The sequence below is a fragment of the Streptomyces sp. NPDC047525 genome (genome assembly GCF_040643025.1).
GTDB classification, from domain to species: Bacteria; Actinomycetota; Actinomycetes; order Streptomycetales; family Streptomycetaceae; genus Streptomyces; species Streptomyces durmitorensis.
The window spans coordinates 1-14,924 of the sequence record NZ_JBEYTL010000029.1 but is presented as its reverse complement, the minus strand read 5'-3'; the positions used below and the strand labels follow the sequence as shown (position 1 = coordinate 14,924).

Annotated in this window: 15 protein-coding genes; 13 read left to right on the top strand and 2 right to left on the bottom strand. The window is 67.9% G+C overall.

Going from position 1 to position 14,924, the window contains the following annotated elements:
• The first annotated feature begins 212 nt into the window (after window positions 1-212).
• The 8 genes from ABZ833_RS43215 to ABZ833_RS43180 all read left to right on the top strand — a co-directional run bounded on the left by ABZ833_RS43215 (window position 213) and on the right by ABZ833_RS43180 (window position 8,145).
• Window positions 213-1,586, top strand: a complete 1,374-nt coding sequence (locus tag ABZ833_RS43215) for a hypothetical protein (RefSeq protein ID WP_361058979.1) — start codon at window positions 213-215, stop codon at window positions 1,584-1,586.
• Window positions 1,587-1,721: 135 nt separating this feature from the next.
• Window positions 1,722-2,396 (top strand): DapH/DapD/GlmU-related protein, encoded by a 675-nt coding sequence (locus ABZ833_RS43210; protein ID WP_361058978.1) that lies wholly within the window; start codon window positions 1,722-1,724, stop codon window positions 2,394-2,396.
• Complete coding sequence (locus tag ABZ833_RS43205; protein WP_361058976.1) at window positions 2,393-3,130, top strand: GDSL-type esterase/lipase family protein; 738 nt, start codon at window positions 2,393-2,395, stop codon at window positions 3,128-3,130. Before ABZ833_RS43210 ends, ABZ833_RS43205 begins: the two co-directional genes overlap by 4 nt.
• 329 nt (window positions 3,131-3,459) lie before the next feature.
• The gene (locus tag ABZ833_RS43200) at window positions 3,460-4,353 is read left to right on the top strand and encodes an ion transporter (protein WP_361058974.1); all 894 of its coding nucleotides are present in this window, start codon (window positions 3,460-3,462) and stop codon (window positions 4,351-4,353) included.
• Window positions 4,354-4,591: 238 nt separating this feature from the next.
• The gene (gene glsA, locus ABZ833_RS43195) at window positions 4,592-6,295 is read left to right on the top strand and encodes a glutaminase A (protein WP_361058972.1); all 1,704 of its coding nucleotides are present in this window, start codon (window positions 4,592-4,594) and stop codon (window positions 6,293-6,295) included.
• Window positions 6,296-6,447: 152 nt separating this feature from the next.
• Window positions 6,448-7,077, top strand: a complete 630-nt coding sequence (locus ABZ833_RS43190) for a hypothetical protein (RefSeq protein WP_361058970.1) — start codon at window positions 6,448-6,450, stop codon at window positions 7,075-7,077.
• Window positions 7,078-7,116: 39 nt separating this feature from the next.
• A complete protein-coding gene (locus tag ABZ833_RS43185) occupies window positions 7,117-7,869 on the top strand; it encodes a DUF4239 domain-containing protein (RefSeq protein ID WP_249592433.1) in 753 nt (250 codons plus the stop codon).
• Between the two features lie 72 nt (window positions 7,870-7,941).
• Window positions 7,942-8,145 (top strand): cold shock domain-containing protein, encoded by a 204-nt coding sequence (locus ABZ833_RS43180; protein ID WP_249592432.1) that lies wholly within the window; start codon window positions 7,942-7,944, stop codon window positions 8,143-8,145.
• 46 nt (window positions 8,146-8,191) lie between these two features.
• Here ABZ833_RS43180 and ABZ833_RS43175 read toward each other — a convergent pair whose 3' ends face one another.
• Window positions 8,192-9,538 (bottom strand): hypothetical protein, encoded by a 1,347-nt coding sequence (locus ABZ833_RS43175; protein WP_361058967.1) that lies wholly within the window; start codon window positions 9,536-9,538, stop codon window positions 8,192-8,194.
• A 255-nt stretch (window positions 9,539-9,793) separates the two neighbouring features.
• On the opposite strand from ABZ833_RS43175, the gene ABZ833_RS43170 reads away from it, so the two are divergent.
• From ABZ833_RS43170 to ABZ833_RS43150, 5 genes are all read left to right on the top strand, one after another.
• Window positions 9,794-10,495 (top strand): HAD-IB family phosphatase, encoded by a 702-nt coding sequence (locus tag ABZ833_RS43170; protein ID WP_361059069.1) that lies wholly within the window; start codon window positions 9,794-9,796, stop codon window positions 10,493-10,495.
• Between the two features lie 258 nt (window positions 10,496-10,753).
• Complete coding sequence (locus ABZ833_RS43165; RefSeq protein ID WP_361058965.1) at window positions 10,754-11,962, top strand: acyl-CoA dehydrogenase family protein; 1,209 nt, start codon at window positions 10,754-10,756, stop codon at window positions 11,960-11,962.
• A complete protein-coding gene (locus ABZ833_RS43160) occupies window positions 11,959-12,228 on the top strand; it encodes a MoaD/ThiS family protein (RefSeq protein WP_249592428.1) in 270 nt (89 codons plus the stop codon). The genes ABZ833_RS43165 and ABZ833_RS43160 overlap by 4 nt, the downstream gene beginning before the upstream one ends.
• A 2-nt stretch (window positions 12,229-12,230) precedes the next feature.
• Complete coding sequence (locus ABZ833_RS43155; protein ID WP_361058963.1) at window positions 12,231-13,121, top strand: hypothetical protein; 891 nt, start codon at window positions 12,231-12,233, stop codon at window positions 13,119-13,121.
• A 77-nt stretch (window positions 13,122-13,198) separates the two neighbouring features.
• Window positions 13,199-14,425, top strand: a complete 1,227-nt coding sequence (locus ABZ833_RS43150) for an FAD-dependent monooxygenase (RefSeq protein ID WP_361058961.1) — start codon at window positions 13,199-13,201, stop codon at window positions 14,423-14,425.
• Here the strand turns inward: ABZ833_RS43150 and ABZ833_RS43145 are convergent.
• Window positions 14,407-14,924: alpha-isopropylmalate synthase regulatory domain-containing protein (locus ABZ833_RS43145; RefSeq protein ID WP_361058959.1), on the bottom strand; the 518-nt coding region annotated here is incomplete at its 5' end. The genes ABZ833_RS43150 and ABZ833_RS43145 overlap by 19 nt on opposite strands.

Below are 14,924 nucleotides of genomic sequence, written 5' to 3'. Positions count from 1 at the left end.
AGGCCCTCTAATTCCCTTGGAAATCCGCCTTATTGACATACACCACGCCCACATTGTCGAGCGTGTTGAATGAACAGAAACGACACATTTCCGAGTTATTCCGCCCTTCGCAGGGGGAGGAGAAAAGCAGAGCCGTGGCAGTGCCGCGAAGGAAATGCACCCAGAAGACCGGTGACAGCGGCCTGCGTCGGCAACGGCAAGAGTTCAGGAGCATGATGACGGACAGGAAAGGCCACAATGAACGACTGCGTGCCCTCCTCGCCGAGGCGGAGTGGACGTCGGCCGCCCTCGCCCGCGCGGTCAACATCGCCGGCGCCGAGGTCGGGCTGGGGCTCTCCTACGACCGGACCTCGGTCTCCCACTGGCTCTCCGGCACACAGCCTCGACGCCGGATTCCCCAGCTGGTGGCCGAGGCGTTCTCCCGCCGCCTCGGGCGTGCCATCACGCCTTCCGCCGCGGGATTCACGGCGCCCGACACGGAAACGGCCGGAGCGGAACCCGGAGCACCGAGGGACGCCGACGCCGTCCACCAACTCACGGCTCTGGTCTGCTCCGACACCGATCCCCTGCACCGCGTGTCTTTGCAGCGCTCTCCGTACGAGGTGGAGCTGCCCCTGGCACCGTGGCATCCGGTGAAGCCCTCGGCAGCAGGCCCCACCGACAGGACGCCCGGCATACGCGGGACCCGCACGTCGAGAGTCGGCAAGACCGAAGTGGCCACTGTGCGTGGCGCCGTGGAGTCTTTCGCATCCGGCCTCGACCGCCACGGAGGAGGGCACGCACGCTCCGCCCTGTGCGCGTATCTCGCCGACGATGTGGTGCCTTGGCTCCATCACTCGGCGAACACCCAGGCGGGCCGGCAACTGCGCAAGGAATCGGCGCACCTGGTGTTCGTCCTGGCACGGCAGTACGAGGACTGCGGCATGCAGGGACTTGCCCAGCGCTACTTCGCCGGCGCGATGCGCCTGGCGAACGAAGCCGAGGACCGCGTCACTTGGGCCATGGCCCTTCGCGCGCTGAGCAGTCAGGCCGCGACACTGAACCACCGCCGTATCGCCCTGAACCATGGCGAGGGGGCACTGGCGTCGCTTCCTCCGGAGGCGCCCCCGGCCGTACGCTCCTTCGTCACCGCCCAACTGGCGGTGGTCCGGGCGATGACCAACGACCAGAGCGGGGCGTTGGCGGCGCTCGCCGATGCCGAACGGGCCACCGACCAGGCGGACTCGGAGCCTTCTCCCTTCACTGCGTATCCCCGGGCGGCCCTGGAATTCCAGCGAGCACAGACGCTGCGAAGCCTCGGTGACATCGGGGGCGCCTCGAAGGCTTTGACGGCCTCCCTGGCACACCGCAGCCCCGACGACCGTCGAGGCCATGCCCTGACCTGTGCCGTTCGCGTGCACCTGCTGCTGCGCGCCGGTCATGTCGAGGAAGCCGGTGCGAACTGGCTGGCCTTCAACCGGGCCGGTACCGGGCTGCAGTCCGCCAGGGTCAACCGCGCGGGGCGATCGCTTCAGCGGGCGTTCCTCCCCTACCGCTCACAGCCGACGGTGAAGGCTCTGCTCAACACCCCGGGTTCGCTCTCCTGACAGCTGCGGACCCCTGAGCGGAACATCCGTTCCCACCATGGCCCTTCATTCGAATTGACCGGGCTGTTCATCCCTCGTCCGGGGCGTTTGCAGGGCACGACTGCATGTTCCCCAGGGAACGGGCAGTAGCAGTATATGTCACAGTATTTCCGTAAAAGAATCACGGAGTGGCTGCACCGGTCTGCCTGTGGTGCCGTTCAGTACCTGTGGGCGACGGCCGGGGAGTTGGGCCGCGTCACCCCCTCCCGGCCCGCGCGGTTCCGGTTCGCACACCTGGGGGACGGGGCGTGCCTCGCCTTCCCGCCAGGGGCGATCTTCGGTGAGCAGTGCATCGTGATCGGCGATCACACCTTGGTGGGGGTCGCGGTCAGCATCTCGGCCGGGTTCGTGCCCGGCCAGGATCTGGGGCCCGACCCCGTCGTCGAGATCGGCCGACGGTGCTCCATCGGCCGCGGCTCCCACATCGTGGGCCATCGCTCCGTGTGGATCGGAGACGACGTGTACATCGCCCCGTACGCGTACATCACCGATCAGAACCACACCTTCGACGACCCCGGCAGACCGATCGGCATTCAGCAACCGGCCAACAACCCCGTGGCCATCGGTGACGGCTGCTGGCTGGGCACCGGCTCGATCGTCCTGCCCGGCACCCGGCTGGGGCGCAACGTCGTGGTCGCGGGTGGCGCGGTCGTCCGTGGCACCTTCCCCGACCACTGCGTCGTCGCCGGCGTGCCGGCTCGCGTCATCCGCCAATACATCCCCGGGCACGGCTGGCAGCCAGTGCCCGCGACCCGAAAGGAAACAACATGAAGAAGCCGCCGGAGGGTGACCTCCCCATCATGATCGTCGGCGATTCCATCAGCCACGGCAGCAGCGGCGACTGGACCTGGCGCTACTTCTTCTGGAAGCACCTGAAGAACCACGACGTCAGCGTGGACCTCGTCGGCCCCAAGGCCACTCTCGACAACATCCGCACGACTGAGGTCGGGGATGACGACGACACCTATGCCGACCCCGAGTTCGACCGGGATCACGACGCCCAGTGGGGGCGGCCCTACGTCACCGAGAAGGAGGAGATCCACGCCAAGGTCGCCGAGTACGAGCCCGCGTACCTGCTCACGCTGCTCGGCATCAACGACCTCTTCTGGTACGGCGTCCAGCCGGCCCAGTTCGCCGACAACCTAAGGGAGTTCATCGTGAACGCCCGACGTGCGGCACCTCAGATCCGCATCGTCGTCGGCACTGTCCTCGAGACCCAGAAGGCCGTGGACGAGCCGGAGTTCGCCGCGCTGGTCGACGCCACCAACGAACAGATCCGAACGGTGGCTTCCGAAGAGGGCGTCCACGTCGCCGACACCGCGGCCGAGTTCCGCGCCGCCGAGCACACCTGGGACGGCACTCACCCCAACCCCAACGGAGAGGTGCGCATCGCCGCGGCGTTCGCGGACCGGATCGCCCAGTCCTACGGACTTGGAGCCCGCTATCCCCGGCCCTACCCCGTCCTCGACGTCGTCGACAGCCGGGCCAAACGGGCCACTGACTGACCCGGCCAGGCCGATAGGCGACCCCTGAGGGCTATCGGCTCCTTCGCCGTCCCGCTCGCCAATCCGCTCATCGCCAACGGGCTTGTACGACCATGCGCCTGTGTGCGAGCGGCATGAATTCACCCGGCGCGCTTCGGCGCACAAAAAAGCATCCATGACACCCGCCCGCACGGCGAGATGAATGGACATGCGGGTGTGGATCGATGCAACTCGGACACATGTACATAGGATCTCCGCTTTCGACTGGGTGTTAGACGGGTGGACCGATGAATCCCAACTTTGGAATGAGCGCGACACGGCGACAGGCGATCGCCCGACGCTCCCGCAGCATGACCGAGTCAAGCCTCTTCTCCACCGCGGCGATGTCAGCCATTCTCGCGAATGCCGGACTCCTCGGCATGGAGACATATGCCGGACTCACCGAGCGATGGCATACTCAACTCCGCCTGGCGGAACTCGTCTTCCTCGCCGTCTTCACGGCCGAGATCACTCTGCGGGCGCTCTCCCACCTCGACTGCCCCAAGCAGTTCTTCCGGGAGCCGTGGAACATCTTCGACGCCGCGGTCATCCTGTGCGCATTCCTGCCGGGTCTGGGCGACAACACCACTTTGTTGCGCATGCTCCGGTTGCTCAGGATCCTGCGGGCGGCGCGCTTCCTGCCTCAAATGCGCATCATCATGACCGCGTTGGTGAAGAGCGCGGGCGGGGCCGCCAGCTTCCTCGCCGTCGGGCTTCTGGTGCTCTACGTGTACGCGATGGTGGGCTGGATGTGGTTCGCCGACGACGACCCGACGCACTACGGATCGATCGGGCGGGCGGCACTCACCCTGTTCATCCTCATGACGCTCGACGGCCTCGGAGAGGCGGTCCGCGCGGGGCTGGAAATCTCTCCCTGGTCCTTCGCGTACTACGCCTCCTACGTCCTGCTCAGCTCCTTCATGCTGGTGAACTTGCTGATCGGCGTGGTCATCAACTCGCTGGAGCAGGCGCGCGGCGCGGAGGCCGACGCGACATCCTCCCGGTCGGACGACGCGAGAGACGGTGGCGCCGGCGCAAGCCGCCCACAGGAAGCTCATCGGTACACGAAGCATCCCGCGACCGAGGTGGATCCGGTCAGTGTCCGGGAACGGTTCACGAAGGCCCGGCGCGCGCTGGACGACGCCGAACGTCTCGCCCTGAGCACACTGCCGCACCAATCGACTGACCCTCGCCGCAGGAACTGACCCATTCACGGTTCCCCAAAGAATGCAGCCGACCTCCGCCCTCGGGCACAGGTTTGTTGAGACTGTTGAATCGGGTTATTTCGAGCCGTAGAAAGCGCCGCCGTACGCCCCCAAGAGGATTCTCTCCTCAGTGCGCGTCACCCACATGGCGGCAGCAATGCGCATGCTTCGGGTAATTGAGGTCAGCCGAACAGTGAAGGGTCGACCACCCGACTGATCCAAGGAAAGGGAAAACAGCATGCAGGCGAGCACCCACGAAGAACAGGCCTCCGAGAACAGCAAGGGAAAATCCACCGATGAGGATGCGTACACCTCGGCCTACCGGGCCATTTTTGACGCGTTCGACGACGACAAGAGCGGGACTCTCTCGCGGAACGAACTGCTCACCCATCTCGCGGTGATGGGAATCCGGGAGGACGACCCCCGGCTCGAAGGAATCCTGGCGGCGACCGAAGACGGCGAGAACGAACGGGAGATGGGATTCGACGAATTCGTCTCCCTCGTCAAGGAGCACAGCGGGCTCATCCAGCGCGCGATGCGCGGATCCCTCGCGGTCCCGGATTTCGAAGGCCTCACCGCCGACCTCGACCGGATGCACCGGGAGATCCTGCCGACCCGCTCCGGCGAGGTCGCGGGCTACATCCCGCAGCTGGCGCGGGTGGATCCCGAACAGTTCGCCATCTCCGTGTGCACGGTGGACGGTCAGCGCCATTCGATCGGTGACAGCGCAGTCCCGTTCTGCGTGCAGTCGGTCTCCAAGACCATCAGCTACTGCCTGGCCCTCGAAGAGCACGGAGTCGAGCCCACGCACCAGCATGTGGGGCGCGAACCGAGCGGCCAGAGCTTCAACGAACTGACCCTGAACCGGACCGGGCGTCCGCACAACCCGATGATCAACGCGGGCGCCATCATGAGCTGCGCGCTGATCCGTCCCGAAGAGTCGCTGGCCGATCGGTTCGACCATGTCGCACAGACCTGGCAGCGGCTCTCCGGCGGTCGTCGCCCCGGCTTCAACAACGCGGTCTACCTCTCCGAACGCGCCACCGCGGACCGCAACTTCGCACTGGGCTACTCGATGCGCGAGAGCAAGGCGTTTCCCGAAAGCACCGACCTCAAGGAGACACTGGAGTTCTACTTCCAGTGCTGCTCCATCGAGCTCGACGCCCAGATGCTGGGCATCGTCGCGGGCACGCTCGCGAACGGCGGAGTCTGCCCGCTCACCGGCGACCGTGTGTTCAGCGAGCAGACGGTCCAGCACTGTCTCTCCCTGATGACGTCCTGCGGCATGTACGACTTCTCCGGCGAGTTCGCCTTCACCATCGGCCTGCCCGCCAAGAGCGGCGTGTCCGGCGCACTGATGGTCGTGGTCCCGCAGCTCATGGGGATCTGTGTCTGGTCGCCCCGGCTCGATGAACTGGGCAACACGGTCCGCGGCATCGAGTTCTGCCGCAAACTCGTCGAGACGTACCAGGTGCACCCGCACGCCGCGGTGGAGACCCAGGCCACGCGCAAGGACCCGCGCAAGCGCCGCAACCAGAGTTCGGTGGAGAGCGTCGTCGCACTGTGCTGGGCGGCGGGCCAGGGTGATCTGGACGAGGTACGCCGACTCGCCGCTTCCGGCACCGACCTCGGAGCAGCCGACTACGACGGCCGAACGGCACTGCACCTGGCGGCCTCCGAAGGGCGGACCGAAGCGGCTCGGCTGCTTCTGACGCATGAGGTCGACCCCGCACCCGTCGACCGATGGGGCGGCACTCCGCAGCGGGACGCGGAGCGCGAGGGCCACAGCGAGATCGCGGAACTCCTTCAGCAGGTGACCGAGACGGTTCCGCGGCAGAAGTCGACCCGCTCGGGCAACGGGTCCGACAAGACCGGCAGGACATCCGGGGCGGCCAAGGCCCGCCGGCCGGCCGGCACAGCGCAAGCACAGCCGCGCGCCTGAGGGACCCGGATCCGGAACGCAATCACCCGCGCCGAGGGGACGGCCTCGCCGTACCGGCCGCAGTTCGTGCCGTCCCCTCCCCGCGCGAGGCGTCCGAGACAGTCGGCACAGGCTCACGGAGTTCGTGACCGGCTGACGATCAAGGAGAACGCATGAATGGGCCATTCGCGCTGCCCGGAACCGGAACGCACCGAGGGGAAGCCGGTCGCGAGCCCCCGCTCTCCATCGATGCGCGACCCAAGCACCTCGTACGCACACGATCCGCGCTCGCGGCTCTGGTCTGTACCGCTGTGTGCTGGATCGCCGTGCAGGCACCCGTGGCACAGGCTCGGCCGAGCACCGACGCCTGTGCCCGCGCCGGGACCGACCTGGACCTTGAAGGGCTGGGCCAAGCCGCCCGCGACCACGACGTGGGTGAAGCGGTACGCCGAGCCTGCCGGTCGACCGCCCCGACTCCCCCGCCGGCCACCCCCGCACCACCCCCTCCGCCAAAACCCGCACCGCCGAAGCCGCCGGTCAGGCCTTCACCCGAACCTCCCGCGCCGGCCCCGGCCCCGGCGCCACCGCCACAACGCGACACCCCGGCGGCCAAGCCGCCGCCCCCTGCCTCCCCCTCCCCCAAGCCCTCCCCCAAGCCCTCCGTCCCGCGCGCCTACGACGGCGTACGGCCGGAGAAGAAGACCGGCGGTCCGCCTCTCACCGCGACGGCACTGCTGCTCGTGGTGCCCGCGGTCCTCGCCGCTGCCGCACTCGCACGAGGCTCCGGCCGCGGCCGCAGCTGACCCGACGTTCCCCGTTACCGCACAGAGTTGGAGACAGACATGCCGTACTGGCTCAGGCTGGTCATCGCCATGGCCGCCGCCGGCGCAGTCATCTACGTCATCACCGGGCTCGTCCAGCGGCGGGTGAGAGCCGATGACGACCCCTCACAGACGCCGGATGTCATCGAGTACATGACGATGATGATCGGGGTGGTGTACGCCATCGTTCTCGGCCTGGCCATCGCGGGGGCCTGGGAGGCGCGCGGGGAAGCCCAGACCGTCGTACAGAACGAGGTTCAGGCCCTGCACGAGGTCACCGAGCGAGCCCAAGTGTTCCCCGCCGCCAGGCAGGAGGCAATTCAGCGGAGCCTCGACTCCTACGCCACGTATGTCGTGCACAAGGAGTGGCCGCAGATGTCGGCCAAGGGGCAGCTCAGCGACCGGGGAGACCAACTCTTCGGCCAGGTGCGCACCGCGGTCCTCAGGAGCGAACCACGCGACGAGCTGCAGGGCCAGGCGTATGCGCCCATGGCTGATCAGATCGCGCTCGCCGATGAGGCCCGCACCAACCGGGGCGGAGCCGCGGAGCCCACCATGCCGTCAGTGGTCTGGTTCGGCCTGATCGTGGGTGCCTTGGTGTCGATCGGCATGATCTTCGCCCTCCAGATCAGGCGCACGCCACGCGAGTTGACCGTGGCCGTGCTGTACTGCGCGCTCTTCGCCTTCCTGCTCTTTCTCATCTGGGACATGGACGCGCCCTTCAGCCGCGGCATGGCGATCACCGCCGATGACTTCCTCACCTTGCGGGGTTGATCCCGGGCGAGCGGTCATCAGTGGGCACGACAACCCTTCAGTTCAATTCCTCACCACAGAAATGGATGCGTGATGAACAGGTGCAAAGGACTGGTGCAGTACTTCAACCGTGAGGGTGGCTACGGCTTCATCGTCCCGGTCGGCCAGCGAGAGCCCGTCTTCGTCAAACGTGAAGACTTCGACGGCGACCTGAGGGTCCTCTCGGAGGGACAGCAGGTCACCTTCGAGCTGGAACTGGGCTGCGGTCGGTTCGAGGCCCGGCATGTCCAGCCGTGATGCCCGACGAGGGCGGCACTCATCCGGGCTCCCGACCTCCCCCCCACTAGTTCTTGCGCTGCTTGGCCAGCAGCGCACCGACGGTGGCGTACGAGCGATAGGGAAGGAACTCCCGCCGCAGTGCGGCCCCTGCACGGTCCGCGCTCGTCGACTGCAGTCCCGACCCGGTTTCCAGGAACGCCCGCCAGCTTCCGCAGGCTTCCTCCACGTGGCCGGACCGCAGCAACAGGTTGGTTCGGGCCGCATGGGTGAGCGCGTGACCGCGACGGTCGTCGGGCCTACGGTGCTCGGAGGAGACGGAAAGCGCCTCGATCGCGCCTCTGACGTCGCCGAGCCCGCGCAGCGTCTGCGCACGCTGGAACTCCAGCGCGGCCCGCGGATACGCATCGAACGGCCCGGCGGCCGAACCGTTCTCCTCCCAGCTCCTGCCCGCTTCGTCCAGCGCGGACAGCGCGTCGCGGCGCCTGCCCGCGACTGCGCGCGCGACGGCGAGCTGAGCCGCAACGAACGACCGGGACGCGGGTGACGTCTTCGCCGGCAGCGCGGCGTAGGCGTTCTCGGCGTGGGCCAGTGCGGCCCGGGGATGTCTGAGGGCCAGGGACTGACTGCTCATCCCTCTCAGGATCACTGCCCATGTGCTGCGGTCCCCGGCCTCGTTGGCAAGCCGGAGGGCCGCGGCGTAGAAGAGCTGTGCCGCGCCGTGGAATGCGCTGTCGCTGTAGAGGCGGGCCCGTACGAAGGCCAGATGGGCAGCCTCTGTGAGCAGTTGCTGATGAACCTGGGCATTGGCCGGTCTGTTCAGCCAGGGAACTACGTCATCGGCGAGGAAAGCCGAGAGAGCGGAGCGGGCATGACCGCCGCCGTGACGGTCCAGCCCCTTCGCGAATGTCTGCACCGCCGCTTTCAGCGTGGCGACTTCCGTCTGCCCCGCCCGGGGCCCGGCCGGGCGCGTACCGGCCCCCGCCATCCGCGACACCTCGCGCCAGCGGGGCACGGCTTTCGGAGCCGCCAGGTAGGGGGACTGCTGCAGGGGGCGCGAGTGCACGGCGTCGGCGTCCGTGCTGGTGAGCTCGGCCAGATTGGCGATGGCACCTGCCCGGCTGTGAGGAGCGGCCTGCCCGGCCCGTTCCCCACCGTCATGGGGAAAGCCCGCCACGACAGCGGTGATGGTCCGTCCGAGCCTTCGGGAGAAGACCTCGGCCACCAGTTGGGGCACCGGGCGACGTGGACGCGTCCCCGCAAGCCAGTGGGCGACCGACGTCCGGTCGTACGACAGTGCCAGGCCGATCTCCCGACCGGCTCTGTTGACGGCGCGCGCAAAACTCGCAGAAGTCCATTCCGCCTCGGCCAACAAGGCCCGCAACCGATCGTTGGGAATGCGTTTGCTCGCCAATGGTCTCCTCAAGCCCTGCCGCCGGACGGCAGGACCGGCCTGGAACGCCGCCCCTGGCGTTTTCAGGAAGAATATTCCCCTGTCCCATCCAGGCATACGGACGCGTGCGGGGCGCACGGGAGCGTCCACGTCCGATGCCGATCGGATACGCAACAGGTTCAACACCCTCAACTCCCCACCGGCCCATGCCGTGTATTCGCCCGGGAAACCGAACTCCTGACATCGACACCACGATTCGGGAGCATTTCCTTGACGGTGAAACTGGCAGTTCTGGACATGGATGGCACGCTCTTCAACGGATTTCTCGCCGGGGACATGGCCAAGGCTCTGGCCAGAACGGCGGAGTGCGACACCGCCTCTGCCGAAGTCGCGCTCGACGCGATCCATCGATACCAGGCAGGTGTGATCAGCCACGACGAGTGCGCGAGCGATTTCTACGAAGCGTATGGGCAAGCCGTCACCGGCCTGCGCGCCGTGACGCTGGACGAGCTGGCTCACCGGGTGTGGAAGAAGTCGCGCCTCCACCTCTTCGGCCATGCGAAGCCCTTGGTCACCTGGCTGCAGGCCCAACAGATGACCGTATGCCTCCTGTCGGGCAGTCCCGACAACGTACTGCGACCGGCCGCACGGCAGTTGGGCATCAAGCGCTACTGGGGCATGACCTTGGCGCAGGCCGGCGGTCATCTGACGGGACGCGTGGAACGTGCTCCCGCTCTGCGCGGCGCCAAGTCCAAGATCCTGGAACACATCACCCGGACGACCTCCGTCGACTGGGCGAGCTCATTCGCCATGGGAGATTCGTCCTCGGACATCGACGTACTGGACAAGGTGGGCCGGGCGGTCGCCTTCGAACCCGACGGCGAGCTGCGACAGACCGCCGAGAAGCGGAGCTGGGCCGTGGCCGACCGGCACGACGTGCTCCATCGTTGCCGACTTCAGTGGCAGTCCCGGGTGTAGCACGCGGCGGGCGGAACCGACGCAGTGCGGACGTGTTCAACACGTTCACCACCTCCGCATCGGATTGTCCGTTCTGCATCGCGTGGTTCGGGGATTCGCCTGGAGACAGAAACCCGCGTACGGCGGAAGGTGGTAATGGACGTGCTCGGAGAGGTTCCGGCAGAGACACAGCACGATGTGGGCGAGCTTCGGAAGCTGCCTCCGTCAGAGCGGCTCAGGCACAACTCAGGCCCGTCGACACCTGGAACGGTGTGAGCGATGACTGAGGGCCTGTGGTCGACCACCCCCGCCGAACAGAAGGCCGCCCGGGAGGTCGACGCCCGCTGGGGCCCCCTCTTGGCAGACATGAGCCGCGGTGCCGACGCCCGTGATGCCGCGGGGGAGCCCGTGCCGCAGCACTACTTCACCGAGGCGGCCGCCCTGGGACTGCAGGCCCTCTCCCTCCCCCGCGCGGTCGGCGGTGAAGCCATGGACCCGCTGGCCTCGGCGCTCACCATGGAACGGATCGGATACCTGTGCCGTGAGAACGGATTCCCACTGATCCTGGGCACCCGCACGATCATCGCCGAGTCGCTGCTCGCCTCGGGCCGAAGGGACCTGACCGACCGCTATGTCATCCCCGTCGCACGCGGCGAGCTGGGCATCGCCCTGGCCTACAGCGAGGACGCTGACGCGTTCTCCATGCGCACGACCCTGCGCCGCTCACAGAGCGGATACCTGCTCTCCGGGCACAAGGCGTTCACGACCGGCGGCCTCCTTGCCGATGTCTTCCTCGTCTACGCGAACGACGGGGCCGGGGACATCGCCGCCTGCCTGGTCCACCGCGAAGACCCCGGCGTCACCGTCAACACCCTGGACCCCGTCGGCAACCGCACCTCAGGGCCCGCGTCGCTCGACCTGAGGGACGTGCCCCTGAGCCAAGACCGGATCGTGACGGACGGCGATGGCATCAGCCACGCCCAGCACCTGCTCAACGCCCGCAGGCTGACGGTCTGCTGCGCTTCCCTCGGCCAGGCACGTGCTCTGGTCGAACTCAGCGCGGCCCGGCTCGGCACGACCGTCCGGCACGGCCAGCCGCTCAGCGATCTCCCCAACGTCCAAGCCGCCCTCGGCCGCATGTACATCGCAGTGGAGACCGCCCGGGCGATGCTCTACCGGGCCGCGCGCCGAGCCACCGACGACGAAGCCGACCTCTTCTTCGACCCGCTGGTGTCCGCGGCCAAACACCGCATCACCGACTGTGTCCGCTCCGTGGTGGAGGAGTCGCTCCAGGTCCTGGGCGGCCACTTCTACTACGGCGACCCCTACTTCGGAATCTGCCTGCGCGACTTCACCGGACTGGTGGCAGCCGCGGGCACCCAGAACCTCCTCGAGGTCAACCTGGGTGCTCTCGCCGCCACCTCCCGGCCCGACCCCGACGGCCCCGGCCACGTCGGAGCACCCCGAAAGGACAACACCCCCGCATGACGACACTCCGCTTCTCCGGCCTGCTTCTCCGCTTCGTCGACTACGAGCGCACCATCATCAGCCACGCCCCCGTCCTGGGTGACGCCATCGCCGAGGTCGAAGACCGGTTTCCCCGCCTGCGCCCCATCCTGCGCGACGGCGAGGGCCGGATGAGGGCCACCCACAGGGTCTTCATCAACGGCGAGCTGTCCCGCGGCGCCGGCCTGACCACTCCCCTGCACGAGGACGACGACATCGAATTCCTCACCGCCATCGCGGGAGGCTGACCGTGCCGATGCCGACGGCCACGCCCCGTGAGATCACCTTCGAAGTCCCCACCAACCCGACCCAGTTCGGACCTGATCAGCTCCGGCCCCGGTTTCTGCTCGGCCTGTCGATGAGCGCACTCTCCCAGTGGTTCGCCGCGTACCTGGTGCCCCACTCCCGGATGCTGCACGATCATCTCACCGGGTGCGTCATCGGCATGGTCCGCCTCGACTCCCACCTGCCGGACCTGCGCTTCTGCGATGCCGACTGGCTGATGGTCACCGCCCGTGTCGAGGCCAGCGACTCGGCGACGTACCTGCGTTTGAGCGTCGACATCCACGCACGTCTCCAGGCGGGCACCGGCCCCGCGCTGCAGGTCGCCACCATCCGGACCGACCTGCGCCTGCTGACCGTCGTGGACAGCCAGTCGCTCACTGGAGTCCCCGGCACTCTGCCCGCGAGCCTGTTCGCCCTCTTCCGGCCGGAGGAGATCTACCGGCCGGATCGCAAAGCCCAGGTCCTGGCCGCCAAGCCGCCCGAGGGCAAGGAGCTCCTAGAGCCCGTCAGTTGGCAGACTCCCTTGTGCCGCAGCCACTGCGAGGTCGCCGATCAGTGGCTGTACAGCGAGCTCGTGGAACTCCTGACCCAGTCCAGGGAACGGCTTTTCCTCCGGGACACCACTCCGCCGGAGGTGGCGCGAATCGCTGTCGGCCGTCCCGTGCGCAGCGTCACCGCGGTCTTCCGTCGCGCGATGTACGCCTTCGAAACGTGCCGCATCACCACCCGCGTCCTGACCGGCACAAACGGAGGCGCAGGCGAGGGCGAGCCGGTGATCTTCCAGCACTCGGTCGACGATCCAGCCCGGCCCGGTGCGTGTGTCACCGCGTGGGAGACCGTGGGGGCCACGACCTAGCGTCCCTCAGCGAGGAGGCGAGACCGGAGAGAGTGCAAGACCGGATGCGTGGAGTACGTGGAATCAGAATCGCCGTCGTGGGCGGCAGCATCGCGGGGTGCGCCGCGGCACTCGCCGCCCATCGCGGGGGCGTCGGCGAGATCGTCGTGTACGAACGCGCCGTCGACCGCCCGACGGACCGCGGCGTCGGCCTGGTCATGCACAATTCCCGCCACGGGGAGCTCAGTTCGCAGGGATACCTGGGTACGGATACGCCCTGGGTCCAGCTGACCCGGCGCCGCTGGTACGTACGCGACGGGCTCTCGTCGCTGGGCCGCGAGGTTGCTGTCACCCCCTTCCCCTTCCGTACGTACACCTGGGGGCCGCTCTGGCACGAACTGCGCCGTCGCGTTCCTGAATCGGCGCAGTTTCGCCCCGGAACCATGGTCACCGGCATCGACATCACCCCAGAGGGCGCGGAGTTGACCACCGGATCCGAAGGCCGGGCCGAGCACTTCGATCTCGTCATCGGCGCGGACGGCTATCGTTCGGTGGTTCGTAGAGCCGTCTGCCCCGACCTCCGTCCGGAGTACGCCGGTTACCTCGCCTGGAGAGGCGCCTTTCCGGCCGACCGACTCACCGATCCCGCCGCGTGGGCCGACGAGGACTGCGTCTTCGCCGTCTTCCCAGGCGGCCAGCTCACCGTCTTCCGCATCCCGGACGGCGCGGGCGGCGGCCACCGGGTGAACTGGGTTCTCTTCACCACCCCGCCCACGCGTCTCGACCTGGCCCTGAACGACCCCACCAGCCTCCCGCCCGGCACCGTCACCGAGGCCCTGCACACGCACCTGACCGAGATCGCCGACACCCATCTGCCGCCCTACTGGCGTGAGTTGGTGGGCCTGACGGCACCCGACGAACTCTTCATCCAGCCGCTGTACGACTTCACCGCACCGCAGTACACCACCGACCGGCTCCTCCTGATGGGCGACGCGGCCACCGTCGCCCGCCCTCACACCGGCGCCGGCACCGTCAAGGCGCTCCAAGACGCCACAGCCTTGGAGTCCGCCCTCACCACGCACCCAGGATCTCTGGCTGACGCCCTGAGAACGTACGACGCCGACCGCAGCACCGCCGGTCGCACCATGGTCGACCTGGGCCGCAGTCTGGGACAGGCACTGGTACAGGAAGCCCCGGACTGGGGAGCGATGGATCAGTCCGCCCTCGACACATGGTGTCAACAGGCGGACGGCGGCGGCGCACTCGGCGGGCTCAAGCTGCCCCGGACGGTGAGTGAGCGAAGAGCTCAGCCGGAAACGCCCTGACGTGCGCCCCGGTTGACCGCTGAGACGGCCGCTTTCAGCGAGGCGCGTGTCGTATTCGCGTCGATACCCACGCCCCACAGCACCTGGCCGTCGATGGAGCACTCGATGTACGACGCCGCCTGCGCCCGCGCGCCTTCGCTCATCGTGTGCTCCTGGTAGTCCAGCAGCCTCGCATCGACACCGGTCACGGCCAGCGCTTCGAAGAACGCCGAGATCGGGCCGTTGCCGGTGCCGGTCAGGACAGTCTCGATGCCGTCCACGACCGCGTCGACCGTCAGCGTGTCCAGGCCGTCCTTGTCGGTCGTGGTCTGCCCGGACCGCAGCTGGACACGGCCCCACCGGGCATCCTCCTGGCCGTCCGGATTCGGCAGGTACTCGTCCTGGAAGGCCGACCAGATCGCCTTCGGCGTGACCTCGCCGCCCTCGCTGTCGGTCTTCGTCTGGATGATCTTCGAGAACTCGACCTGCATGCGGCGCGGCAGGTCCAGCTTGTGGTCGT